This is a genomic window from Sporosarcina ureae (assembly GCF_002082015.1).
Classification (GTDB): domain Bacteria; phylum Bacillota; class Bacilli; order Bacillales_A; family Planococcaceae; genus Sporosarcina; species Sporosarcina ureae_A.
Genome location: NZ_CP015109.1, coordinates 3203147 through 3227527, shown reverse-complemented (window position 1 = coordinate 3227527; position 24381 = coordinate 3203147). Strand labels below are relative to the sequence as shown.

At 40.3% G+C, this 24381-nt stretch carries 23 protein-coding genes and 1 riboswitch; of the genes, 4 read left to right on the top strand and 19 right to left on the bottom strand.

The window, feature by feature from the left end; genetic code table 11:
• Positions 1-46: 46 nt before the first annotated feature.
• Positions 47-949, top strand: coding sequence for an aldo/keto reductase (locus SporoP17a_RS15640; RefSeq protein WP_083035544.1), 903 nt, complete (start codon positions 47-49; stop codon positions 947-949).
• A 41-nt stretch (positions 950-990) separates the two neighbouring features.
• Here SporoP17a_RS15640 and SporoP17a_RS15635 read toward each other — a convergent pair whose 3' ends face one another.
• From SporoP17a_RS15635 to SporoP17a_RS15625, 3 genes are all read right to left on the bottom strand, one after another.
• Positions 991-2346 (bottom strand): nucleobase:cation symporter-2 family protein, encoded by a 1356-nt coding sequence (locus SporoP17a_RS15635; RefSeq protein WP_083035543.1) that lies wholly within the window; start codon positions 2344-2346, stop codon positions 991-993.
• Positions 2346-2930, bottom strand: a complete 585-nt coding sequence (locus SporoP17a_RS15630; protein WP_083035542.1) for a xanthine phosphoribosyltransferase — start codon at positions 2928-2930, stop codon at positions 2346-2348. The genes SporoP17a_RS15635 and SporoP17a_RS15630 overlap by 1 nt, the downstream gene beginning before the upstream one ends.
• 130 nt (positions 2931-3060) lie before the next feature.
• Positions 3061-3162, bottom strand: a riboswitch (purine riboswitch).
• Between the two features lie 234 nt (positions 3163-3396).
• The gene (locus SporoP17a_RS15625) at positions 3397-4326 is read right to left on the bottom strand and encodes an AEC family transporter (protein WP_083035541.1); all 930 of its coding nucleotides are present in this window, start codon (positions 4324-4326) and stop codon (positions 3397-3399) included.
• Positions 4327-4400: 74 nt separating this feature from the next.
• Between SporoP17a_RS15625 and SporoP17a_RS15620 the strand changes: the two genes are divergently transcribed.
• Complete coding sequence (locus tag SporoP17a_RS15620) at positions 4401-5633, top strand: CynX/NimT family MFS transporter (RefSeq protein WP_083035540.1); 1233 nt, start codon at positions 4401-4403, stop codon at positions 5631-5633.
• A 469-nt stretch (positions 5634-6102) separates the two neighbouring features.
• Here the strand turns inward: SporoP17a_RS15620 and SporoP17a_RS15615 are convergent, their stop codons facing one another.
• The 7 genes from SporoP17a_RS15615 to SporoP17a_RS15580 form a co-directional block, all read right to left on the bottom strand.
• Complete coding sequence (locus tag SporoP17a_RS15615) at positions 6103-6651, bottom strand: P-loop nucleotide/nucleoside kinase family protein (RefSeq protein ID WP_083035539.1); 549 nt, start codon at positions 6649-6651, stop codon at positions 6103-6105.
• A gap of 56 nt (positions 6652-6707) precedes the next feature.
• Positions 6708-7112, bottom strand: a complete 405-nt coding sequence (locus SporoP17a_RS15610) for a hypothetical protein (RefSeq protein WP_237262349.1) — start codon at positions 7110-7112, stop codon at positions 6708-6710.
• A 106-nt stretch (positions 7113-7218) separates the two neighbouring features.
• Positions 7219-7488: a hypothetical protein gene (locus SporoP17a_RS15605; protein WP_083035538.1), complete on the bottom strand. Its 270-nt coding sequence runs from the start codon at positions 7486-7488 to the stop codon at positions 7219-7221.
• Between the two features lie 210 nt (positions 7489-7698).
• A complete protein-coding gene (locus tag SporoP17a_RS15600) occupies positions 7699-8139 on the bottom strand; it encodes a hypothetical protein (RefSeq protein WP_083035537.1) in 441 nt (146 codons plus the stop codon).
• Positions 8140-8787: 648 nt separating this feature from the next.
• A complete protein-coding gene (locus SporoP17a_RS15590; protein WP_083035535.1) occupies positions 8788-9543 on the bottom strand; it encodes an exodeoxyribonuclease III in 756 nt (251 codons plus the stop codon).
• A gap of 20 nt (positions 9544-9563) precedes the next feature.
• Positions 9564-10475 carry a pseudouridine-5'-phosphate glycosidase gene (locus SporoP17a_RS15585; RefSeq protein ID WP_083035534.1) on the bottom strand — a complete coding sequence of 304 codons (912 nt, stop codon included), beginning with the start codon at positions 10473-10475 and terminating at the stop codon, positions 9564-9566.
• 64 nt (positions 10476-10539) lie between these two features.
• On the bottom strand, positions 10540-11664 hold the full coding sequence (locus SporoP17a_RS15580) for an NAD(P)/FAD-dependent oxidoreductase (RefSeq protein WP_083035533.1): 1125 nt from the start codon (positions 11662-11664) through the stop codon (positions 10540-10542).
• A 130-nt stretch (positions 11665-11794) separates the two neighbouring features.
• Here SporoP17a_RS15580 and SporoP17a_RS15575 point away from each other — a divergent pair, with 130 nt between their 5' ends.
• On the top strand, positions 11795-12895 hold the full coding sequence (locus SporoP17a_RS15575) for a branched-chain amino acid aminotransferase (protein ID WP_369824278.1): 1101 nt from the start codon (positions 11795-11797) through the stop codon (positions 12893-12895).
• A 50-nt stretch (positions 12896-12945) separates the two neighbouring features.
• Here the strand turns inward: SporoP17a_RS15575 and SporoP17a_RS15570 are convergent, their stop codons facing one another.
• The 9 genes from SporoP17a_RS15570 to SporoP17a_RS15530 all read right to left on the bottom strand — a co-directional run bounded on the left by SporoP17a_RS15570 (position 12946) and on the right by SporoP17a_RS15530 (position 23335).
• Positions 12946-13743 carry an ABC transporter ATP-binding protein gene (locus SporoP17a_RS15570; protein ID WP_083035532.1) on the bottom strand — a complete coding sequence of 266 codons (798 nt, stop codon included), beginning with the start codon at positions 13741-13743 and terminating at the stop codon, positions 12946-12948.
• Positions 13721-14761 carry an ABC transporter permease gene (locus tag SporoP17a_RS15565; protein ID WP_083035531.1) on the bottom strand — a complete coding sequence of 347 codons (1041 nt, stop codon included), beginning with the start codon at positions 14759-14761 and terminating at the stop codon, positions 13721-13723. Before SporoP17a_RS15565 ends, SporoP17a_RS15570 begins: the two co-directional genes overlap by 23 nt.
• Positions 14762-14784: 23 nt before the next feature.
• Positions 14785-15795, bottom strand: a complete 1011-nt coding sequence (locus tag SporoP17a_RS15560) for an ABC transporter substrate-binding protein (RefSeq protein WP_083035530.1) — start codon at positions 15793-15795, stop codon at positions 14785-14787.
• A 239-nt stretch (positions 15796-16034) separates the two neighbouring features.
• On the bottom strand, positions 16035-16784 hold the full coding sequence (locus SporoP17a_RS15555; protein WP_083035529.1) for an amino acid ABC transporter ATP-binding protein: 750 nt from the start codon (positions 16782-16784) through the stop codon (positions 16035-16037).
• 12 nt (positions 16785-16796) lie between these two features.
• Entirely contained in the window at positions 16797-17456 is a 660-nt protein-coding gene (locus SporoP17a_RS15550; RefSeq protein WP_083035528.1) for an amino acid ABC transporter permease, read from the bottom strand.
• A 110-nt stretch (positions 17457-17566) separates the two neighbouring features.
• Entirely contained in the window at positions 17567-18370 is an 804-nt protein-coding gene (locus SporoP17a_RS15545) for an amino acid ABC transporter substrate-binding protein (RefSeq protein ID WP_083035527.1), read from the bottom strand.
• A 167-nt stretch (positions 18371-18537) separates the two neighbouring features.
• Positions 18538-19929: a SpoVR family protein gene (locus SporoP17a_RS15540; protein ID WP_083035526.1), complete on the bottom strand. Its 1392-nt coding sequence runs from the start codon at positions 19927-19929 to the stop codon at positions 18538-18540.
• Positions 19926-21086, bottom strand: a complete 1161-nt coding sequence (gene yhbH / locus SporoP17a_RS15535; RefSeq protein WP_083035525.1) for a sporulation protein YhbH — start codon at positions 21084-21086, stop codon at positions 19926-19928. Before yhbH ends, SporoP17a_RS15540 begins: the two co-directional genes overlap by 4 nt.
• A gap of 350 nt (positions 21087-21436) precedes the next feature.
• Positions 21437-23335, bottom strand: coding sequence for a PrkA family serine protein kinase (locus SporoP17a_RS15530; RefSeq protein ID WP_369824277.1), 1899 nt, complete (start codon positions 23333-23335; stop codon positions 21437-21439).
• A 160-nt stretch (positions 23336-23495) separates the two neighbouring features.
• On the opposite strand from SporoP17a_RS15530, the gene SporoP17a_RS15525 reads away from it, so the two are divergent.
• Entirely contained in the window at positions 23496-24359 is an 864-nt protein-coding gene (locus tag SporoP17a_RS15525; protein WP_083035523.1) for a YitT family protein, read from the top strand.
• The last annotated feature ends 22 nt before the right edge of the window (positions 24360-24381 follow it).

Here is a 24381-nt window from a genome sequence, read left to right as displayed (position 1 = left end):
TTATATCCCGTTTTCATTGTACCATGAAACGAAAGGAGTGAGGCACATGAAAAAGCGTACAATAGGCACTAGCAAATTGTTAGTTTCCGAACTTGGATTGGGCTGCATGTCATTACCTACCGAACTGGAAGCGGCTCGTTCTGTACTTGACGAAGCAGTTGATCATGGCATCAACTATTTTGATACAGCCGACCTATATGATAAAGGAATAAATGAGGAACTCGTAGGAAAAGTACTGAAAGAAAAGCGTCAAGACTTGATCATCGCGACGAAAGCCGGTAATAAGTGGGAGTCAGGAGAAGATTCTTGGACATGGGACCCATCAAAAGCACATATCATGGAAGCTGTAAAACAAAGTTTACAACGTTTGCAACTGGATTATATCGATTTGTATCAACTTCACGGCGGTACAATGGAAGATGATGCGAGAGAAACGATTGAAGCTTTTGAAACATTAAAGAAAGAAGGTGTCATACGCGAATACGGTATATCAAGTATTCGTCCTACTGTTATCGAACGTTTCCTAAGTAATAGCAACGCGGTGTCCGTCATGATGCAGTATAACTTGCTTGATCGACGTCCAGAAGAATATTTTTCTATGATTGCAAGAAAAGGTGCATCTGTCGTCACAAGAGGTACATTGGCAAAAGGTTTGCTGACGAATGAAGGTGTGGAGCGTGCGAAGAAATTAAATGGCTTCGTATCGTATTCGCCTTCTGAGTTACAGCAGACAGTTCACTCACTATCTAAAGAAACGAACGACGTACATGCCTATGCTCTTGCGTTTGCACTTAAAGAACCTGCTGTAGCTTCGGCTTTGATTGGTTCGAGAACACAACAACAACTTCGTGAGTCATTGAATGCTTATGAAACGCAAATTGATCCACAACTACTTACACTCTTGATAAACAAAACAGAGCAACATCAGTATGCACAACATCGAGTGTAAACATAGAAAAAGAGCAACTGCATTTTAGCAGTTGCCCTTTTTTATTTATGGTCAGCTGTTGCACTTACCAAGACAGAAGATGGTCCTTCTTTGACGCTAAGCCGTTTAGCTTTGTTATCAGCTGCATGTTGAGCAGTTTGCTTCTTTTTTGACGGAATCATATTGAAAATGATATTCAAGAAAATGGCAGTGATACTTCCGAGTACAATACCATTACTTGTTAAGATCTGTACACTTTCCGGCAACTCTTTAAATAGATCCGGTACAACTGAAACTCCAAGACCAATACCGATAGAACATGCTACGATCATTGCGTTATCTTGAGTTTTTGAAATTACAGGGCTTAACATTTTAATTCCTTGTGAAACCACCATGCCGAACATGGCAACCATCGCGCCACCAAGTACTGCTGGAGGGATAATCGTTGCCAGAGCTGCTATTTTCGGCAAGAAACCTAATGAAATTAGCATAATCGCTGTAACGAGTATTACCCGTCTTGACTTCACACCAGACAACTGCATCAAGCCAACGTTTTGTGAAAATGTCGTGTAAGGAAACGCATTGAAAATACCTCCAATGACAGAAGCTAACCCTTCTGCACGATACCCTTTTTCCAACATTTTCTGATCGATTTCTTCCTCACAAATATCCCCTAATGCAAAGTATACCCCCGTAGATTCTACGAGCGACACCATCGCCACCAAAGTCATAATCGCAATCGGCAATAAATGGAACGTAGGTGTTGCTAAATAAAACGGCATGACCATATGAACATAAGAAGCATCATGCACATTTGAAAAATCTACTACACCCAGGAATATCGCTGCGATTGTACCACCGACTAATCCTAACAAAATAGCGATAGACTGCATAAAACCTGAAGTGAATCGGAACATCAAAATAATGAATAGCAACGTTCCAAATGAAAGTAAAATATTTGTCATCGAACCGAAATCTTCCGCACCTTGTCCGCCACCCATATTGTTGATCGCTACAGGAATCAATGTGATTCCAATAATGGTTACAACAGAACCGGTAACGATTGGCGGAAAGAATTTTACAAGACTTCCAAAGAAACGGCTAATGAAGAAAATGATTACGCCTGAAGCAATAACCGCTCCGTAAATAGCCGAAATTCCATAATCATTGCCGATCAATATCATAGGGCCGACTGCGGTGAATGTACATCCGAGAACTACAGGTAAACCAACACCGAAATATTTATTACGAGAGATTTGTAAGATCGTCGCAACACCACACATTAAAATATCAATCGACACAAGATATGTCAGCTGCGTTGGCGTTAACCCAATGGCATTCCCCACGATAAGTGGTACCAATACTGCGCCTGCATACATAGCTAGTAAATGCTGGAAGCCTAGCAGTGTAGTTTTCATTATTTCGTTTCCTCCCCGACAAACTGGACTTGACCATTTTGTAACGACTGAAGCTCAGCTAGCGATTCCAAACGGACGCCCTCTTTGCGAATTAGATCTCCGCCTGGCTGGAAGCATTTTTCAATCACTATTCCAACACCTGCGATCGTTGCGCCTGCTTGTTTTGCGATATCTATAAGTCCAAGTGCAGCTTGTCCATTCGCAAGGAAATCATCAATGAGCAATACCGTATCTTCATTTGAAATAAAATCTTTAGAAACCGAAATATCATTTGATTCTTTCTTAGTGAATGAATACACTTCTGCGGAGTATAAATGATCTGTCAATGTAAGAGATTTACGTTTTCTGGCAAACACTACTGGAACGCCTAATATCATTCCTGCCATTGTCGCTGGAGCAATACCTGAAGATTCAATCGTGATGATTTTCGTAATGTGTTGATCGCTGAATCGGCTAACAAACTCTTTCCCGATCTCCTGCATCAATAATGGATCAATTTGATGATTTAAAAATGAATCCACTTTTAGTACCTCTTCCGATAATACTTTACCTTCTTGTCGAATCTTGTTTTTTAGCAACTCCACGCTGATATGCTCCCTTCATTTTTTCGAATAAAAAAAGCGTATATGCCATACTCCCATATAACAACTATGAGAGAGCGGCATGTACGCTTGTAAAAATGAAAAAGCAATTTCTTGTCGAACGACAAAGAAAGCTGCTTTTCATTCTCCCCATAGGCGGTCTATTTTCGGTAGACCGGTAGAAACTTACGGGCCATATCCCCGTGATTATATGAGTCTTATTTAACTGAATGCTAACAGTATAGCACGATTCGACAAATTTTCAATACGAATATATACCAATAAATTTGAAAGCTTTAAGCGAGCAAGCATATGGACATATTCTAGACAAAAAGTTAGAAGCGATTGACTCTCCAGTTCAAATACGCAATTGATAACAATCCTATGTCCACTGTACGTACAGCGTTCCCCTCATAGCGTGAATCCCTTACCCAACAACCACGCTGTGTTAAATTACCATTTTTATTGTTTACCCGAATAATAGTGAAGAGAGATAAATCACTACGCCTACTGTAAAGCTACTAGCTACGGTATTGAACAAGACGATTTGTGCTGCTAGCTCGGATTCAACATCGTATTCCAGTGCCAGTGTGGAGCTATTCCTCGACGTTGGGAATGAGCTGGCGATCCATAGTGATTGAGCCGTAATTCCATCTATCCCAAGAAGTAAAATCAACAATAACGCCACGGTTGGTGAGATAATTAGTCGGCCGATAGCGCTTAAATAGATTAATCGGTTCCATAGTGTCTTTACCCTAATCTGCGCTAACTGCGCACCAAGTGTGATGAGTGCGATCGCAATAAAAGCATCCGATAAATGACTGATCGGCAATTCGATAAACTGAGGCAACCGAATATCTGCCAAGTTTAGCAAAGCGCCTAGCCACAAAGCATGAATAATCGGCATTCTTAGGAACTGTTTCACAATGTCTTTCCCTGACTGCGTAGAAGATACAAGATTATAAAGACCATATGAATACGTCAGTAAGTTCTGATAGACAATCAAAACAATTTGAATAGAAACCCCAAGTGGATTCGCATGAAACACTAGCTGACTGACAGGTAATCCATAGTTTCCTGAGTTGATTAGAACAATACTGTTTTTCATAACGGCGGTCTGCTGGCGATTCAAACGCAAGAGTTTGCTAAATAAATGGCCAGTAATTATTAAAGTGCTCGTGAATAATACAACAAACAGTAATACGTCGATCAGGATTTCTACATCTATGACAGTATGGTATAAGTTCATGAAAACGGCGGCCGGTATCAAACAATATGTCAGAATATTCCCCAGTGCCTTAACATTAAAAGTAAACTTTAATTGTAAAACTACGCCAATTGTTAATAAAATAAGCATAGGTGTGATAACATTTATAAAGACTATGAGTAAGTACTCCACAAAGGAATCTCCTTTCTGCTGTTTCGGCTGCATACTTCTCAGAACAATCTTCAAGTAATTCAGGAGGCTTCATAATGGAAAAAGAACGACCAAGTAAACATTTACATTTCCCTAAGAGTCAGTGGGTGTTATTAGCAGGTATTTTATTTTTAGCCGCTACCATCCGTTCCCCACTAACTTCTGTCGGGCCTATTATTGGAAACATTCGTGATCAACTGCAAATCTCTAACTCGTTGGCTGGATTTCTAACAACTATCCCATTGCTGGCATTTGCTATTGTATCACCTTTTACACCACGTATTGCCAAACGGTTCGGTATGTCGAGAACACTTTTCTATGCAATGATTATTTTAATGCTAGGAATTATTATGCGTTCTGTAGGCAATAGTCCTTTGCTATTGATCGGTACATTTTTAATTGGGGTAGGAATCGCTTTTGCAAACGTCCTATTACCAAGTCTTCTTAAACTGAGCTTTCCCTTACATATCGGATTGATGACAGGACTGTACTCCGTGTCTATGAGTATATCTGCCACACTCGCTTCTGGTATCGCTTCTCCAATTGCCAATGAAACAGTTTATGGCTGGCAGGGCGCGCTAGGCATTTGGGGAGTCATTACGTTGTTAGCCATTATCGTATGGATACCGCAGATTCGCAAAAAGAAAGAAGTCATTAAATCAGTTCAGAAAAACATGAAGTCAAAACCTGCCCTGCCTATGTGGCGTTCCCCACTAGCCTGGAGCATCACGATTTTCATGGGTCTGCAATCATTCCTATTTTATACGACGGCATCGTGGATTCCTATTGTGTTACAAACGAATGGGATGACTGCTGATGCTGCTGGATGGATGTTAGCGCTTGTCCAGCTCGCACAATTGCCTATGATGTTTATCATACCAGTGGTCGCTGATAAAGTACGCGATCAACGCATCCTGGTCGCAGCTGTTTTCGCTTGCTATTTAATTGGCTACGGTGGTGTACAGTTTGGAAGCGAAAGCTTGACTGCACTTTGGATGATTTTCATCGGTCTAGGAGGCGGTTCAGCATTTGGACTCGCTATGATGTTCTTCACTTTACGTACCAACACACCAGACCAAGCGGCTTCCATTTCTGGAATGGCGCAGTCGATCGGCTACTTACTCGCAGCGATCGGCCCCGTGTTGTTCGGTATTCTTCACGACTATACGGGTTCATGGACGGCACCGCTTTATACCTTCTTAGTTGTTGCGGCTATAATATTCATCAGTGGAATGTACGCAGGGAAAAAGCGTTACATTTTGCTTGAACCTAAACAGAATATGTCGTAATGAAAATGCATGTCAACAATAAAACGAAGAGCCGCAATTCGCATGTAAATTGCGGCTCTTCGTTTTATTTATGTATCAATCTAAGGTTATAAGACGCAAACAGTTTTATATGGCTGATCAGCGAACCGTTTACTAGGCATTCATTTACTGCTGTCAATATAGGAAGTATACCTGCCAATCTCGGTGCCCATCATTTTCTCAATCTGGACCTATTATGTTACAGCGTTGTCTTACATTCGCCCTCGATAACGAGATAATGGTTGCAACCCGTTGACCTGCGCTCCAGCCGGACGCGTGTCCTATGGGCGGGCGGTGAACCACACTCCTCGCTTCGCTCGCAAAAGCCGTTCTTCGTTACAGCTCTCGCTGATCCTCCCGGGAGTCGCCGGCTGTAGCGAAGATCAACTAAGCGAATACATAGAATATAAACTACAATCGCACCCGATTGTTTAACTTTTATAACGTATCATCATTTTGTAAGTAAAGATGTTTTTCTTTCAATTGTAGCTTTTATTGCAGAAACGCTTTCTTCTGTAGATTGATTTGTTGTATCAATAATATTGGATTCATAGGTACCCAAATTGTTAAATTGATCCCACATTTTTTCTACCAATTCAATGTTGATATCGACGTCTAATTTGGTACGATTGATTGCTTTTTTCATTGTTTCTTCTTTAGTTGCTCTTAAGATGATGTAATGTACTTCATAATTATCTTGTGCAACATTCAACCACGGCTTTAAGAACCAAGGACCAACAATCCCATCTACAATCACGTCATACCCTCCACGTGCAAAACGTGTTACAGCCTCTAAAAAAGCTTCAATAACAATTAGGTTTTGTTCTTGTGATTCAGGTAAAAACGGAGGTATTGCCCCCTTTTGAATATAGCGATAAAAATCATCAGTGTGCATATGTACAGCTTTTGATAAGCTAGATTCTTTAGCAATAAGAGAAGCCGTTGTACTTTTACCAGTTCCAGGAGAACCAGTAATTATAATAATTCTACCTTGTTTCATAAATATCCCCCTAGTTCCAGATAAGCGCCCATTAGTGAAATAAGCAAATTGCTTACTTAGTCTGAGTAAGAACCTCCTGGTAATGTAAATAAATAGAATCCATTGTCTCCTCTTAACTGCCACCCTTCAAAAAAACTACTATCGTGAAACAATTCAAGAAAAGTATTATCTTCAAATTCCAAAACTAAGTCAGATATTTCTTCAAAATGATAGACATTCATAACCTTTTTCCCTATAAGAATACTTTCAACATTCTTATAGGTGAATTTATCAGAGGCTTGGGTACAATCTGAAAACCCAATTAAGACTTGATTAGCAACTAGTAATCTCCAAGGACATTCAATTATTAACCCACCATTACTAAACCCCAATCCCAATGGTAAGTTTTTTTCTGTATTCACCTCGATAACACTTTGTCCAAAAAAATAATTAAAATCAATACTACTTTGTTTCCTAAACATTTTGAGCACCACATTTCCATCCTTATTTCTACTGATAGGTTTATTCAAGTAATGGACCGATTGCGGTATGGGAACAATTCTTTGTACAGCAATCGCCCCCGATTGCTTATCTTTCCCCTTGCACAGAATCTACAAGCTTCTTAGCATCCACCATTGACATTCCCTTTTCTTGTCTCAAGAATTTTACAGTTTTAACATCGCCAAGTGTTTGTAACTTTTGTTTTGTTAACGCCACTAATTTGTCCTTTGGTTCATAAGCCAATATCTTTTGATTTTGTTGCTTTAAAGCATTTATTTGCCGATGTTGTCCAAAAACTACGAGTAATAACCCAAAGATCAAAACTATTAAGGCAACCAGTCCAATATTAATATCCAATTGAGACACCTCCTTTCTCAATTGTTTGCTCTACCCTAGTTACGAATGACAGTCTACTATGTTTCATAGTTCAACAAAATGGCCCTCGATTCTAGAACACCGCTATGCTACAAACGCGCCCGATAGTATAATAAGGCTAATTTAAAAATGGCATAAAATTTAGATATTTCCTTTTCAATAAGTCTTCCAATAAAGCCCCGATACCTTTCTTCACGAATTACTGTTTAATAATTCGTTAGCTAATTCATTTTTACAATCCAACGAGTGTATTTTCTTGGCAATTTCCCTAGCTTCTTCATCACTAACTACTTTATCTGGCACAATGTTTAAAAAAAGCAGGTTTTCCATGTATTTAACATTTTTATAATCAGTTAATTCTACCGCTTTTCTTGCATGGTATACAGAAGCAAAATAAGCTCCTTCTGTGTGGCAAAGCGGTTGGGCTAAAAGAGAAAATGCTAATTCATGTAGCTGAGCATTTGCTTCTTGGAGTAATAAACTTACTACCAATGTATAGTTAGATATATTCTGATTATCAAAAGCAGTACTTATTAAATCATCACTAAAACTTTTAAAAATTGTATTTTGATAATATTTTTTAGCTTCTTCAAAATCACCCGACAAAACAAAGTTGCTTAATTTATCACTCATTGTTAAATTACGCACCCCTTCAAATTTCTTCCTTCTAGTTTCAAGTCAATCTAAGGTACAATTCTTCTTCAAGAATTTGGCCCTATTCTTGAATACATACTCTATGATAACTACTCTCCGTTGCTTGGAGTGCAGGTGCCGACTCCCGGAGGATCAGCGTGCGTCTTGAGACCCCGCAGTGTCGCGCTTTTTGCGACCGAGGAGGCTCAAGCCACGCCCTCGGGAAAGCGTGCGCCGGAACGGAAAGCAACAGTTCGTATGCGACGATCTTGCCCTATTCTTGAATACGTACTTTATGATAACTGCGCTCCGTTGCGTGGAGCGGAAGATGGCCGACTCCGGAGGGATCGATGCGCTCCTTGATACCTCGCAGGACGCGTTTTTGCAATCGAGGAGGCCCAAGCCAGGCCTCTCGAAAAGCGTGCCGTCTGGAGCGCAGAGCAACATTTTGTATACTGTATAGTGACCCATTTCCTAAACACTGAGCCTACGCTTTTTAAAGTTAGTAAAGCAGAGTCACTTCAAAAGTATAAAAAAACGGCACGGTTAATCACGGTGCCATTTAATGTTCTACTTTAATTATAATTCGCTAACTAAGCTTTTGAATCTTTTATCTGAACAGAGTAACTTGAAATGCACTTACTCGTTTTATATTTCTAACTCTGCAGAAATCGGACAATGATCACTGCCCATGATTTCTGAATGAATGTCTGTTGTTTTCAGAGCGGACTGGAGACGTTCTGAGATGATAATGTAATCGATACGCCAGCCGATATTTCGTGCACGTACGTCGCGCATATAAGACCACCACGTATAGCTTTCATCTAGATCGGGATTCATAAAACGAAATGTATCAATGAATCCAGCGTCTAATAACCGTGTCATTTTCCCGCGTTCTTCATTCGTAAATCCTGAATTACCAATATTAGATTTAACATTCCGAATATCGATTTCTTCATGCGCTACGTTCAAATCTCCGCAATAGATAACTGGCTTGATGGCATCCAGCGACTGTAAATGCTTAAGTAAATCATCTTCCCAAGTCAGTCGAAATAATAATCGTGCCAAGTCCCGTTGTGAATTGGGCGTATAACAATTGACGAGAAAGAATTTTTCGAATTCTAGCGTCAGCACACGCCCCTCTACCTCGTGATCTAGATCATTCAATCCGTAGCGTACAGAAAGAGGCGTTTCCTTCGTAAATACTGCCGTACCAGAATATCCTTTTTTCTCTGCATAGTTCCAATAGGATTCATACCCATCGAAAGAAAGATCGATTTGTCCTTCTTGACATTTGATCTCCTGGACACAGAAAATATCTGCCTGTACTTGTTCAAAAAAGTCACTGAAACCTTTTTTCACACATGCCCTAATACCGTTTACATTCCAAGATACTACTTTCAATACTACACAACCTATCTTTATTAATTGCCGTTAAAACTCACTGCCAATTTTGCCGCAAGTTCGGCGTTTGACTTCACTAATGCAATATTGGCTTCCAGGCTTTTACCACCCGTCATTTCCTGAACTCTTTTTAACATATGTGGTGTTAGATTTTTTCCGCTAATGCCTAATTGTTCAGCTTCTTTAAGCGCATCTGACACCAATCCATCTATATACTCTTGATCCATGGCATACTCTTCAGGGATTGGATTGGCAATAATCGCACTGCCTTCCAAGCCTAAATTCCATTTAACACGTAGCATCTCTGCCAACATGTCGATTTCATCTACTCGATAATCTACAGGATGTGCACTGTTTCTTGTATAAAAGGCAGGGAATATATCTGTCTGATACCCCATCACCGGCACACCTTTTGTTTCCAAATACTCAAGCGTTTTTCCAAGATCCAAAATAGACTTCGCACCCGAACAAACAACTGCTACACTTGTGCGCGCGAACTCTTCAAGATCAGCAGAAATATCCATCGTATCTTCCACGCCTCTATGGACACCGCCAATGGCCCCGGTCGTGAACACACGAATTCTCGCCAAGTCAGCAAAGAACATCGATGCAGCAACCGTCGTTGCACCCGGTTGTTTAGTAGCAATCAAGTAACTAATATCGCGCCTAGATGCTTTTATCACACCCTTGCTGTCCCCAAAACGTTCTAATTCTTCATCAGTTAGACCGATTTTTATTTTACCGTCCATAATCGCAATGGTTGCCGGAACCGCTCCATGATCTCGCACTATCTGCTGAACTTCACGTGCAGCTTTCACATTTTCAGGGTACGGCATGCCATACGTAATTATCGTAGATTCCAATGCGACTAGCGGCTTACCGTATTTCATCGCCTCTTTTACTTCCTCTGAATACGAAACGTATCTTCTCATTCTGAATCTTCCCCTTTACCGATCAATTACTATATATTCATACTAATCATTATACGCGCTTTATTCAATGTTCATCGGCAATTATTTGGTTAATAGAGTAGCTTTCCAAATCCCATCCAGTCTCATGGTCTAGCACTAACTGAGATAAAAGCTTGCCGAGAAGAGGTCCGACTGTTAAACCAGATGAACCAAGTCCATTAGCAATCCAAATCTCCGGATAATCAGGCAGTTGACCAATCACCGGCATGAAGTTTGGTGTATGGGGACGAATGCCGACCCGAACTTCAGTTAATTCTGCGCTACTCAGTGCAGGTGCAATCGGTAGAGCATGCGATAATACTTCCAGCACCCCACCTGTTGTCGGTTGAATATCGAAATCATCCGTATCTTCATGTGTTGCGCCCGCCACGAATCTACCATCTTGGAAAGGTACAAGATACTGAGTACTTGGCGGCATGATGACCGGCCACTCACCCGACGCTTCATGTGTTGACTGTAAATGAAGTATTTGCGCTTTCTGTCCTGCTACCTGTAGCTTCTTACCTAATGGCTCTGTAAATTCGCTAGCCCATGCACCTGCCGCTACGATGATTTGATCTCCTTCAATTATTTGTCCTCCCACGATAACACCACAGACTTTCCCTTCTATTATGTACGGTGTAGCAGAGCCTTTAATAATTTGTACACCACGTGTAACTGCTACACGTTTCAACGCATCAAGTAGTTGATCACCTTCGACTTTGGCGGCGCCAGAAATACGGACAGCTGAATGACCATCAGAAAGCACTGGAAAATAACTAGCTGCCTGCTCTGGAGATAGTAATTCTACTTCTCCGATCTCAGGAGCTTGTTCTTTTCTTTTATTCAATAACTCGACTTTCTTCTCTAAACGACTTAAATCCGTGTGAATAGCTAAAGCTCCCACTTTCTTGTAACCTGTTTCCAGCTCGCCCTGCTCTTCCAATGAACGAATGAATGCGGGATAATAAGCAGCTCCAGCTGACGCTAATGCATACCAAGCCTTATTACGGCGCTGAGATGCCCACGGACAAATAATGCCTGCTGCAGCTTTTGTGGCCTGTCCTGGCTCCTGTCTATCGATTAGCACGACTTCTGCATGTTCCATAGACAAGTGGTAAGCCGCAGAAGCACCGACTATTCCGGCACCTACAATCAAGATTTTTTTCATGAAAATCCGCTCCTTTTTACAATAGTTTTGAATATCGACAAACTTTTCACTTTATTTTTTCTGAAAAAGCAGTATAATTACATTATTCGGAATCGAAGTTTCGGAATATTCTATATCTTAAGGGGTTTTGATGATTATGACGAGAATACCTATGCAAATTCAACTTGCACAAAATAAAAAAGAAAAGCCAGATCCTAGCACGCTAGTTTTTGGGAAATCATTTACAGACCACATGCTCATTATAGACTATGAGGAAGGCAAAGGTTGGCATAATCACCGCATTACTCCTTACGCTCCTTTAACACTGGACCCAGCTGCAATTGTTTTGCATTACGGACAAACGGTTTTTGAAGGAATGAAGGCGTACCGGTCTGAAGAAGGAACTATACGTTTGTTCCGCCCCGATCAAAATATGAAGCGCCTAAACTATTCTCTTGATCGTCTATGTATGCCACGTATTGATGAAGAAAATGCACTGTACGCACTTAATCAGTTGTTGCAAATCGAGCAGGACTGGATTCCGACACTAGAAGGAACCTCATTATATATCCGCCCATTTGTCATTGCAACAGAAGCATTCCTAGGTGTAGCACCCGCTAAGAATTATCAATTTTACATGATTCTCTCACCTGTTGGCTCGTACTATAAAGAAGGAATTCATCCAGTAAAGATTCTCGTGGAAAATGAATTCGTCCGGGCTGCAAAAGGCGGAACAGGTAGCGCTAAAACTGCCGGTAATTACGCATCTGCTTTAAAGGCACAAGAGACAGCAGACAAACAAGGCTACTCCCAAGTTTTATGGCTCGATAGCGTCGAGCGTAAATATGTCGAAGAAGTTGGTAGCATGAATATCTTCTTCAAAATCAACGGTGAAGTCGTAACACCCGCAATCAACGGCAGCATCCTCGAAGGTATTACACGGAAATCAATCTTGCAGTTATTGCGACACTGGAATATGCCAGTAGCAGAGCGTCAAATCTCGATGGATGAAATTCGATCTGCCTATGAAAGCGGAGAACTGGAAGAAGTATTCGGTACAGGTACAGCTGCTGTCATCTCTCCTGTAGGTGAATTGAATTGGGACGGATATAAAATGATTATCGCTAACGGTGAAACAGGCGAATTATCCACTCGTCTTTATAACACATTAACAAATATCCAAACAGGCAAAGAAAAAGATCCATTTGATTGGGTATACGAAATCAAGAAACATATAGCGCAGTTGGCTTAATACGACGAAAAATCCCCTATTTTCCGTAATTGGAAAACAGGGGATTTTGTTTATACAGAAAGTAAAGCTGCATCACTTGTAAGTTGTTCTCCACGAATACGTTGGAATTCATCCATCAACTTCGCAATCGTTAAATGCTTTTTCTGTTCTTCTTCCACTTCTAGAATGATTTGTCCTTTATCCATCATGATCAAGCGATTACCAAGGTCGAGTGCTTGTTGCATGTTATGCGTTACCATCAACGTCGTTAGTTGATCTTGTTCAACTAAACGTTTCGTTAAATCGGTGATCAGCTCCGCGCGAGATGGATCAAGTGCAGCGGTATGCTCGTCTAGCAACAATATAGATGGTTGTGTAAACGTCGCCATTAACAATGATAACGCTTGACGCTCACCACCCGACAATAAACCAACATTCGCTGTCATCCGATTTTCGAGGTTCAAGTGCAATGTTTCAAGAGATGTACGGAATAAATCTTTCCGTTTCTTATCTACTCCACGATGCAATGAACGACGTCGGTTGCGAGAATACGCCATCGCCAAATTCTCTTCAATCGTCATAGTAGGTGCTGTACCTGACATAGGATCTTGGAATACGCGTCCGATCATTTTAGAGCGTTTGAATTCCGCCAAACGTGTAACGTCTTTTTTATCGATATAAATAGAGCCAAAATCCGGTGTTAATGCGCCTGATATCATATTCATCATGGTGGATTTCCCAGCACCGTTACTACCGATCACTGTTACAAAATCACCCGGTTGTAAGTGCAAGTTAATCTGGTCTAGCGCTACTTTTTCATCCGGAGTCGATTCATTGAATACTTTATTAACTTGATCCAGTCTCAACAACGCTATGACCTCCTTGTGAAGATTTCATTGCCATTCGTTCCGCTTGCCTTTTCACTTTTCTCGATTTCTCTCGTCTCTTTTCAAGAATCTGCGGAATAATCAATGCTGCAATTACGATGACTGCAGTGATCAATTTCATATCACCTGAATCGAGAATTTTCACACGTAGTGAGAGACCGAGTACAATACGATAAATAACTGCACCGATCACTACAGCTAATGTAGTACGGAAGATAGTTTTCGTTCCAAAGATTGCTTCACCTATAATAACAGAAGCTAATCCGATAATAATCATACCAATTCCCATACCATTATCTGCAAACTTTCCGTACTGTGCGATTAATGAGCCTGAGAAAGCTACTAGTGCGTTAGAAATTCCTAAGCCAAGAATAACGAGAGTATCTGTATTGGCAGAGAAACTACGAATCATTTTTTTATTATCGCCGGTTGCACGGATAGCCAAACCAACTTCGGTTTGCAAGAACCAGTCCGCGATGAATTTAATGATTACCACAACTAGAATCATTAAAACTACCGTTCCCCAAGTCGAAGGTAAATGCTCCAAGCCAAGTCCTGCTAAGAAGCCATTGATTGCTTCATCAATCCCAAGATTACTCCAGAAACCTTGAAACTTGCTAAAAATTGTTTCGGAATTTAAAAGCGGAATATTTGGGCGGCCTACTGAATTTTCGGTAGTCAGTCCCATTATCCGAAGGTTTATCGAGTAAAGAGCTATCATCATGAGGATTCCGGATAGTAGTGGATTGATTTTTCCTTTGGTATGTAATAAACCTGTTACACATCCAGCAAAAAAGCCGACCAAGATCGCGGTAAGTGTTGCAACAAGTGGATGATAATCAAATACAATCATCGTAGCCGCTACTGCGGCACCCGTAACAAAACTTCCGTCCACTGTTAAATCTGGAAAATCAAGCACCCGAAATGTTAGATACACTCCGAGTGCCATAATCGCATAGATGATACCCTGCTCAACTGAGCCAAATACAGCTGAAAACATGCAAGATCATCTCCTAGTTTTATTTATTCTGCAATCTCTGCATTCCAATCGTCTTGAATCTCTAAACCAATTGCGTTTGCAGTCTCTTCATTCATCACTAACTTTAAGTTCTGGGGTAATTGCACTGGTAATGATTCAGGCGTTTCTTCACCCTTTAGAATCTTTACTGCCATTTCACCCGCTTCATAGCCGATATCATAGTACTCAAAGCCGTACGCTCCAAGTCCACCACGTTTCACAGAATCGAACTCACCGACCATCATCGGGATCTTGTTGTCGTTCGCAACAGAGATGACTGATTCCAGTGCGGATACTACTGTGTTATCCGTAATAATATAGAATGAATCTACTGAACCGATCAATGATTCAGCTGCTTGCTTTACGTCTGCTGAAGTTGCAACAGATGCTTCAACCACTTCCATATCCATATCTGCAAGAATTTCTTTTACATGATCCACTTGCAAGCGAGAGTTTTGCTCTCCTGAGTTGAAGATCATACCAACCTTTTTTGCACCTACGTTTTCTTTCAAGAATTTCATTGTATTTGGAATAGCATCCGGATGGTTATCGGTTGTTCCTGTAACGTTTCCACCTGGCTCTTCATTAGATGCAACGAGTTCTGCAGCTACTGCATCCGTAACTGACGTAAAGATGATAGGAATATCTTGGGTCGCGCTAGCTGCTGCTTGTGCACTTGGTGTAGAGTTCGCAAATATTAAATCTACGCCTGCGCCTGCCAAGTTGTTCGCAATTGTTGAATTGGAACTATTATCATTTTGTGCATTTTGTTTATCATATTCGACATGTAAGCCAGCATCTTCAATTGCCTTTTGGAACCCTTCAAACGCCGCATCCAATGATGGGTGTTCAACGATTTGTGTAACACCAATTGTATATTTCTCTTCAGTGCTAGCTTTGTCATCATTTTTATCATCTGTTGCCGGATCAGATGACTCCTCTTTTCCACCGCACGCAGCGAGAATGAGCACAATACTAAATAGTGCTGCTGCATAAGTCACCCAATGTTTTCTCATGTAAATCCCCCTCAACTATAATCTACTACCTATTCGATATATTCGAAAAAGGTATAATTATACGTAATCGTACCCTTTACCAAGTTATTCGTCAATGCATTATTCAATATTTTGCGTGAATTCTAACAAGTTCATGAACTACCTGCCTTAATATTTCATATATTGCAATAATTTGGTCGAAAAATGAGTATTCAATAAAAAAAGTGATGCGAACATTACATTCGCATCACTATTTTTAGTTATTTGCTCAACTCGTAATTCAGGAATCTCTTAGTACGTAATTCTTTCGGTGATTTGATTACTTCATCTGGAGTACCTGATTCAACAATCATTCCCTCGTCCATGAAAATCACATGGTTCGCGACATTATTTGCAAATTCCATTTCATGGGTCACCACAATCATCGTCATATGCTCATCTGCAAGATTCCTCATTACTTGTAATACTTCTTTCGTCAATTGCGGATCCAAGGCAGAAGTTGGTTCATCGAATAATAATATTTCCGGATCCATCATCAATGCTCTCGCAATCGCCACACGTTGTTTCTGGCCACCTGATAGTCTTGAAGGTAATTCATCCGCTTTTGAAGCCAATCCGACTTTTTCAAGTAACTCGATACTTCTATGGCCATAATCACCGGCTGTTTCTTTCTTCACTAATTTCGGTGCTAGTTCCAAATTTTGCTTTACAGTTAAATGGGGAAATAAGTTAAATTGTTGAAATACCATTCCCATTTTGGAATTGATTATTTTACTATCGTTTGGATTTGTGTAAATGCCATCTTTCACTAGGTAATCCCCGTCAACTCTAATACTTCCGCCACCGATTTGCTCTAATTGAATCAAACTTCTTAACATCGTACTTTTTCCAGAACCTGAAGGTCCGATAATAGCCATCACATCGTTTTTTTGAACATCAAACGATATATCTTTTAATACTTCCAATGGGCCGAATGATTTTTGTAAGTTGCGTACTTCAATGAACGACATAGTTTTCTCTCCTCAATCGTATTGCAGCTTTCTCTCTAAATACTTGAACACTACAGTCAATCCGAACGCGATTAACAAGTAGATCCCCGCAGCAATGAAGAACGGAATGATGGTGAAGTCTCTGTTCACGACTGTTTGTGCATAATGTAGCAGTTCAGGAACAGCTACTGCATATAAAAGCGCTGTATCTTTTACTAAAGATACCGATTCATTTGCAATAGGTGGTAGCGTTACGCGAAACATCTGTGGCAAGATGACTCGCACAGTCGTTTGCCATTTCGATAAGCCAAGCACTTGAGAAGCCTCATATTGTCCTTTATCGATCGAGAGCAATCCACCGCGGAATATTTCAGCAAAGTACGCTGAATAGTTCAAAATGAACGCGATTGTAGCTGCGACGAAACGGTCAAATACTAAATACTCACCAATTACCGGCAGAAGTGGTAAACCAAATACAAAGAACAATAGCTGTAATAACAAAGGGGTCCCACGCATGACGTATATAAAGGTCTGCGCCAAATAAGAAATTGGTTTAATACTACTTCTTACGGCAAGTGTCAGCAAGAATCCGAGTGGAATGGATGAGACAATCGCTAGTACAAATAATAGGACAGTCGCTTTAGCACCCTCCAACATGGGGATCAGCATGGACATAAAATATTCATAACTCATTAGTCAATTCCTCCAAAAAACCATTCAAGGTTTTATGTACTTCTCTTACAATACAAATACCAACGGAAGCCACAGCTGGCACTTCCGCTGATATCAGTTACTCTACTTCATTAACGAAGAACCTTGTCTTCTCCAAACCATTCCGTGGAAATATCAGCTGAAGTACCGTCTTCATTCATAGTATCCAACGCGTTCTGAAGATTTCCAAGCAATTCTTCATTGCCTTTTTTCACTCCAACACCGTATTCTTCCACCGCCAAAGATCCATCAAGTTTCGTGAAGACACCTTCTTCAGTTGTCATATAGTAATCGATAACGACTTCATCTAGTACAACTGCATCGAGACGACCTGTTTTTAAATCCGTCAATGCCAAAACATTGTCTGCGTATTCAGTAACATTTTTCACTTTTTCATGAATTGGATGACTCTCTAGTGCTGGTCCAGCAGATGACAATGCTTGTACACCTACTGTTTTTCCATCTAGATCTTCAATTGCTTTCACATCAGAATCTACTAACGTTACAATGACTTGATTATTATCCAAATATGGCTTTGTGAATAACACTTTTTCTTGACGTTCTTTTGTGATCGTATAGCCGTTCCAAATTAAATCGATTCGTCCGCTACTAAGTTCCGTTTCTTTCGTCTTCCAATCGATCGGTTGGAACTTTGCCGTAGCCCCCATATGCTCAGCCGCTGCTGTTGCCATGTCAATATCGAAACCGACTAAATTATTTTTATCATCACGGAATCCCATGGGTGCAAATTTGTCATCTACACCGATGATAATTTCTTTCGTCCCTTCTTTACCTGTGTCCGCTGTAGATTCTTCACCGTCAGATGACTTGTCCGAACATCCGGTCAGTACTAGGAATAATGCTGCAAATAATAGAGCAATAGTCGTCTTTTTCAATGATCTTCCTCTTTTCTTTACTCTTTAGTACGTTAATGAGTTAGTATACTATAAAAATAACATTAGATGCACGAAATGAAAAGTAGTAAAGTAAAAAAACTGAAGGCAATCTCCATATTACTGGAGTTGTCTTCAGTTTAAGAATAAGCTGTACCTACTGTCTTACGTTATTTACTTCTCCTAAACACTTTGTGTCCATCGTATGAAAAGACTAAAGGTTTATTTTCAAGTACTGTTTCGATATGCACAATGCGTCCCCAAAGTTGATGGATATGGGGTAGAACATGTTCTAAATACGGCAAATCAAGTTCAGTGTCTTCGTAGCGGTGAATGAGATACAGTTCACCATTACGCATGTAGTCACCATCGTCTACTACTATATAAGGAAAGCCACCGTTCACTCGCTGTCCAATAAGTTGGTTCCGAACGGCTTCCGTCTGTTTGTCAGAAACTTTGTATTGGTCTTCTTGCTTTTGAAATACGTACAGATCCTCTTGTTTAATCAGGTCATCCGTCAAATAATTGCGGATGAAGGATGTGTCATTTTCAATTTCACGTGCTTCAAATATTTTTTCTCGTCCTGTCATCGCCTCCTCACCACGTCCACTGGCTTCTTTAGCTAATATGTCGTAGCGTTTCTCTATATCTTCATATATTTTAACACCGAGATAATATGGATTAATTGAGGTCTTGGAAGGCTGCAGTACGCTGGCATTAAGTTTTGCGAACTCAATTGTCTCAGAAGGCGTCAAATCCATTTGACGAAGGATGGTTTGATGCCAATAAGATGCCCAACCTTCATTCATAATTTTCGTCTCTAGCTGCGGCCAGAAGTAGAGCATTTCCTCGCGCAACATCGTCAAGATGTCTGCTTGCCATTCCGTTAGATTGCGACTGTTTTCAAGAATAAATAATAAGATATCTTTTTCCGGTTCTTCTGGATTCTTTTTGTGCATTTCAATCGCTTGCTGCCCAGGTATTGTCCGTTGATCTAGATCCCATAAATCTTCGTATGCGGATTTTCGAGGTGGCCGGACAATAGAAGGTGATGGAACAATATCACGCATCATACTTGGATCTACGTGTTCTTGGATGGCTAATACTGCATCAAGAAATGTTTCCACACATTTCTTACCGTAGCGTACCTCATAGTCTACAATCCGTTCGGCTGTAGCTGCCATGCTTTCCACCATGTCTTTACGAGTCTTTGAGAAATACGTATTATTTTTGAAGAAATCACAATGCGCCAATACATGTGCGATGATTAATTTATTTTGAATCAGACTATTTGTATTCAATAAAAATGCATAACACGGATTTGAATTAATCACCAACTCATAAATCTTGCTCAATCCGATATCATATTGCAGCTTCATCTTATGAAATTGTTTACCAAAACTCCAATGTGTGAAACGCGTAGGCATTCCATAGGCACCAAACGTATACAGTATGTCTGCAGGGCAAATCTCATAACGCATCGGATAAAAATCTAATCCGAATCCACTGGCAATCTCCGTGATCTCATCAATCGCATAGTGTAATGCCTGTTGATCAGTCAGCGTAATCCCTCCGTTCGCTTTTCGAAGAACTTCTTGAGCGCAAAGTAGACATCGCGATTTTTTTGTAAAATATAGTAATTGAATTTGGGATGTTCAATTGATTTATACGCAGACATTAACGTAGACATTCTACGGTGTTCATTGACTTCGGCATATCCAAACATGTTCGATATCGCCAATAATTCATCCACGTGTTCTAAGCATTTTTTATTGTCACTCGTCATATTCTCTCCGTCTGAGAAATGTACTGGATAGATATTATAACTAGTTGGTGGATAGGATTCTTTAATAACTTCAAGCGCTTTTCTGTAAGCAGATGAACATCTCGTTCCACCACTTTCTCCTTTGTTGAAGAAATTTTCCTCTGACACTACTTTCGCTTCCGTATGATGCGCAATGAACTCAATTTCCACCGTTTCATACTTTGTCCGTAAAAACTTCGTCATCCAAAAGAAGAAACTTCGCGCCATATACTTCTCAAATTTCCCCATTGAACCACTCGTGTCCATCATGGCAATGACAACGGCTTTAGATTGTGGTTTTTCCACAGGATTCCACGTTTTAAAGCGTAGATCATCTTCCAGAATCGGTGCGATTTCAGCTTTTCCATTCATCGCATTACGTTTAATGGCAGATAGCAAAGTCCTTTTTTTATCTATATTACCGATTAACCCTTTCTTACGAATGTCTGTAAAATCAATGTCTTCAATCGTTGTGACAGATTGTTCTTTTTGTTCCAAGTCTGGTAGTTCCAATTCTTTAAAGAACATCTCTTCCAACTCTTCTATCGAGACTTCTGTTTCATAGATATCTTGCCCTGGCTGGTCACCTGCTTCTTTTCCTTTTCCTGCTTGCGCCTTCTTTTCTCCTTGCGCCACAACGTCGCCTACCGCACTGTCGCCTTCACCTTGGCCAACGTGCTTGGACTTATCATGATTGTAGCGAATTTTAAATTCATCTAATGAACGAATTGGTATTTTGACCATGTCTTTTCCATTTGAAAGTATAATATTCTCTTCACTAATTAAATCAGGTAAGTTACTTTTTAACACTTCGTTTATTTTATCTAAGTGGCGTTGCTGATCCTGGTGGCCTTTGCGATGGAGAGACCAATTTTCTTCAGTGACAACGAATCGACTTTTCTGGTTTTCTTCCACTCGTATCCCCGCCTATCTCTCGAACAATTTGTTTCCTTATCATATGCGATAGCTGATTGAATATTGACAAAACGGTAACAAAACTAAAAAGAGACCTCATGATTTGAGGTCTCTTAGTTTTAACTTCCATATACCTGCTGTATTTCTGAAACAGAAATTTCCATGCAACGTGAATGGATGATACTGATTAATAGCCATTAAAGTTAGACCTTAATTTACACATAAATAACTTACATCACTATAATAGTGGCAACGCATAACTACGTAGAAATTGCCGTGTCTACTGGCAAGTGTACCTAGTCACGAGTTGCCATTCCGTTACAGACACCCATTTTATTCACATTTTTAATTTACCGATTTAACAAACTTCCAACGTAGCGCAGCAAGTCGTTGGCCGAAACGGAGTTGTAGCCGTGTTCGTCCACTAGCCGTGCTACGACTTCATTCATTTTCTTCAGTTGTGTCTCGTCTGGCGTTGTAGAAGTTGTAGTGATTTTCACAACGTCTTTTAGATCAGTGAACAATTTTTTCTGTATTGCTTCACGCAAACGATCGTGGGAACGGTAGTCAAAGCGTTGGTGTTTTCTCGCGTATGCGGAAATACGGATTAGGATTTCTTCTCGAAATGCCTTTTTCGCATTTTCTGAAATTCCTATCTGTTCTTCTAGCGAACGCATCAACTTTTCATCAGGATTAATTTCTTCCCCAGTTAGCGCGTCCCGTAATTTATTTTTATTGCAGTACGCTTCAACATTATCCAAGTAATTATCCATTAACGTTTTTGCAGACTCTTCATAGGAATAGACGAAAGCTTTTTGGACTTCTTTTTTCGCAATTTCATCATACTCTTTTCGTGCCATCGAAATATAGTTCATATACGTATCACGATCTTCACTCGAAATGGAAGCGTGTTGATCAAAGCCGTCTTTTAATGAACGCAGTACATCCAGTGCATTGATGCTTGGTACTTCTTTTCGAATAATTGCAGAAGAAATACGGTTGATGACGTAGCGTGGATCGATTCCGTCCATGCCTTCATCTATAAATTCGTTCTTTAGTTCTTCTGCATCTGCATCGTTGAATCCTTCCACATTCTGTCCATCGTACAGGCGCAATTTCTTCAAACGATCAATGCCCTGTTTTTTGGATGCTTTCAAGCGTGTTAAAACAGAAAAAATAGCGGCCACTCGCAATGCATGCGGCGCAATGTGGACATGTGCCATATCACTTTCACGAATCATTTTTTCATAAATCTTTTCTTCCGCACTTACTTTCAGATTGTACGGAACTGGAATGACAATCAATCTTGAGTGAAGCGCTTCGTTCTTTTTATTACTAATAAATGAACGATATTCCGTTTCATTCGTATGCGCAACGATCAGTTCATCTGCACTTATTAGCGCAAATCTTCCTGCTTTAAAATTCCCTTCCTGTGTCAGGGACAATAAATGCCAAAGAAACTTTTCATCGAGCTTCAGCATTTCTTGGAATTCCATCATACCGCGATTCGCTTTATTCAATTCCCCATCAAAACGGTATGCACGTGGATCTGACTCTGAACCATATTCAGCAATAGTCGAGAAGTCTATGCTTCCTGTCAAGTCGGCAATGTCTTGCGACTTCGGGTCGGATGGTGTAAACGTTCCAATCCCCACGCGGCGGTCTTCTGAGAACAAAACACGTTCCACTATTACATCTTCAATCTTTCCTTCAAATTCTTCTTCAAGACGCAATTGATTTAAAGGCGATAAGCTGCCTTCAATTCGTATTCCATACTCTTCAAAAAACGACTTCCTCAATGATTCTGGAATTAAGTGCAATGGGTCCTCATGCATAGGACATCCCTTGATAGCATACACCGCTCCCTCATCCGTACGGGAATAAGCTTCTAATCCACGCTTCAACATTGTTACAATGGTAGATTTACCACCACTAACAGGTCCCATCAATAGCAGTACGCGCTTCTTTACATCTAAGCGCTTTGCTGCTGGATGAAAATACTCTTCTACTAACCGTTCTATAGACTCTTCCAGACCAAATAACTCTTCATCAAAAAAATTATAGACTTTCTTGCCATCTTTCTTTTCAATTCCTGCGCTTTTTATCATTTCATAAATACGTGAATGAGCGGTTTGTGCCACTTCTTTACGCTCTTTTATTAATTCTAGATACTCCAAAAATGTACCTTCCCATTTCAACTCGTTTTCTTCTTTGCGATAATTATGCAACTGACGAATAATATCCAACATATCTCCTCCAATTAGGCTATGATGTATTATCTTATGTCCGTGCAGAGTAAAAGATTCATCGCGTAATTCAGAAGTAAAATTGAAAACCTTATAATTCTACTACTTTCTTTACAAAAATTCCGGTAAGATAGAATAAACACGTTTCCAAAAGGGGAGTTTTATGAACAAACAACATAAAAGAGAGACTATAGGGCATTTACTAAGACGCTATTTATTCATTTCGATTGGTGTAGTAATTACAGCAGTAGCGCTAGATTTATTTCTTATCCCTAACTCCGTAATCGATGGAGGTATCATCGGGATCGCACTAATATTAAATTTCATTTCAGGAGTACCTTTTGGGATTTTGATTTTGATCTTAAACTTGCCTTTCCTGTTCTTTGGGTATAAACATATTGGCAAGAACTTCTTCTTCTCCTCTTCCTATGCGATTGCCTTACTTGCTCTCGTGGAGTTTCCTCTTAAAAAATTAGGACCGTTTGTAACCGATTCATTGCTCGCGACAGTCTTCGGAGGATTATTGCTGGGGGCGGGTGTAGGAACCATCATACGTAACGGTGGGGCGCTAGATGGAACGGAGATTCTCGGGATCTTACTAACCAAAAAAATCCCATACAGTGTCGGGGAATTCGTCATGTTCTTCAACCTCTTCATCTTTGGATGGGCAGGGTTTGTACTTGGGCCCGAAAAAGCGATGTACTCCATCATTACATATTATATCGCTTCAAAAGCAATTGACATTGTCATTCAAGGGCTAGACGAGACCAAAGCGGTCTTTATTATCTCGGATGAATATGAAGAACTTGGTGAAGCGATTCGTTTACGGCTGGGCCGTAGTATTACGAAGTTGCACGGTCGTGGTGGGTATACAGATAACGAAAAAGATGTCATTTATGTGGTCGTGACAAGGCTGGAAATTTCAAAACTCAAGCAAATCACTACCGATATAGATCCGTCTGCATTCCTGACCATCATGAACACACAAGAAACGCACGGAGCGACTTTCAAGTCACCTATACATTAAAAAACCGCCACCCATCCGGGTG

What these genes read in the sequence shown, in the direction of transcription:
- SporoP17a_RS15560 (WP_083035530.1), bottom strand. Translation starts at nt 15,795, where the DNA reads ATGAGAAAACATTGGGTGACTTATGCAGCAGCACTATTTAGTATTGTG.
- SporoP17a_RS15525 (WP_083035523.1), top strand. Translation starts at nt 23,496, where the DNA reads ATGAACAAACAACATAAAAGAGAGACTATAGGGCATTTACTAAGACGC.
- SporoP17a_RS15615 (WP_083035539.1), bottom strand. Translation starts at nt 6,651, where the DNA reads ATGAAACAAGGTAGAATTATTATAATTACTGGTTCTCCTGGAACTGGT.
- SporoP17a_RS15585 (WP_083035534.1), bottom strand. Translation starts at nt 10,475, where the DNA reads ATGAGAAGATACGTTTCGTATTCAGAGGAAGTAAAAGAGGCGATGAAA.
- SporoP17a_RS15575 (WP_369824278.1), top strand. Translation starts at nt 11,795, where the DNA reads ATGATTATGACGAGAATACCTATGCAAATTCAACTTGCACAAAATAAA.
- SporoP17a_RS15610 (WP_237262349.1), bottom strand. Translation starts at nt 7,112, where the DNA reads ATGTTTAGGAAACAAAGTAGTATTGATTTTAATTATTTTTTTGGACAA.
- SporoP17a_RS15565 (WP_083035531.1), bottom strand. Translation starts at nt 14,761, where the DNA reads ATGTTTTCAGCTGTATTTGGCTCAGTTGAGCAGGGTATCATCTATGCG.
- SporoP17a_RS15555 (WP_083035529.1), bottom strand. Translation starts at nt 16,784, where the DNA reads ATGTCGTTCATTGAAGTACGCAACTTACAAAAATCATTCGGCCCATTG.
- SporoP17a_RS15580 (WP_083035533.1), bottom strand. Translation starts at nt 11,664, where the DNA reads ATGAAAAAAATCTTGATTGTAGGTGCCGGAATAGTCGGTGCTTCTGCG.
- SporoP17a_RS15530 (WP_369824277.1), bottom strand. Translation starts at nt 23,335, where the DNA reads ATGTTGGATATTATTCGTCAGTTGCATAATTATCGCAAAGAAGAAAAC.
- SporoP17a_RS15635 (WP_083035543.1), bottom strand. Translation starts at nt 2,346, where the DNA reads ATGAAAACTACACTGCTAGGCTTCCAGCATTTACTAGCTATGTATGCA.
- SporoP17a_RS15600 (WP_083035537.1), bottom strand. Translation starts at nt 8,139, where the DNA reads ATGAGTGATAAATTAAGCAACTTTGTTTTGTCGGGTGATTTTGAAGAA.
- SporoP17a_RS15550 (WP_083035528.1), bottom strand. Translation starts at nt 17,456, where the DNA reads ATGAGTTATGAATATTTTATGTCCATGCTGATCCCCATGTTGGAGGGT.
- SporoP17a_RS15620 (WP_083035540.1), top strand. Translation starts at nt 4,401, where the DNA reads ATGGAAAAAGAACGACCAAGTAAACATTTACATTTCCCTAAGAGTCAG.
- SporoP17a_RS15640 (WP_083035544.1), top strand. Translation starts at nt 47, where the DNA reads ATGAAAAAGCGTACAATAGGCACTAGCAAATTGTTAGTTTCCGAACTT.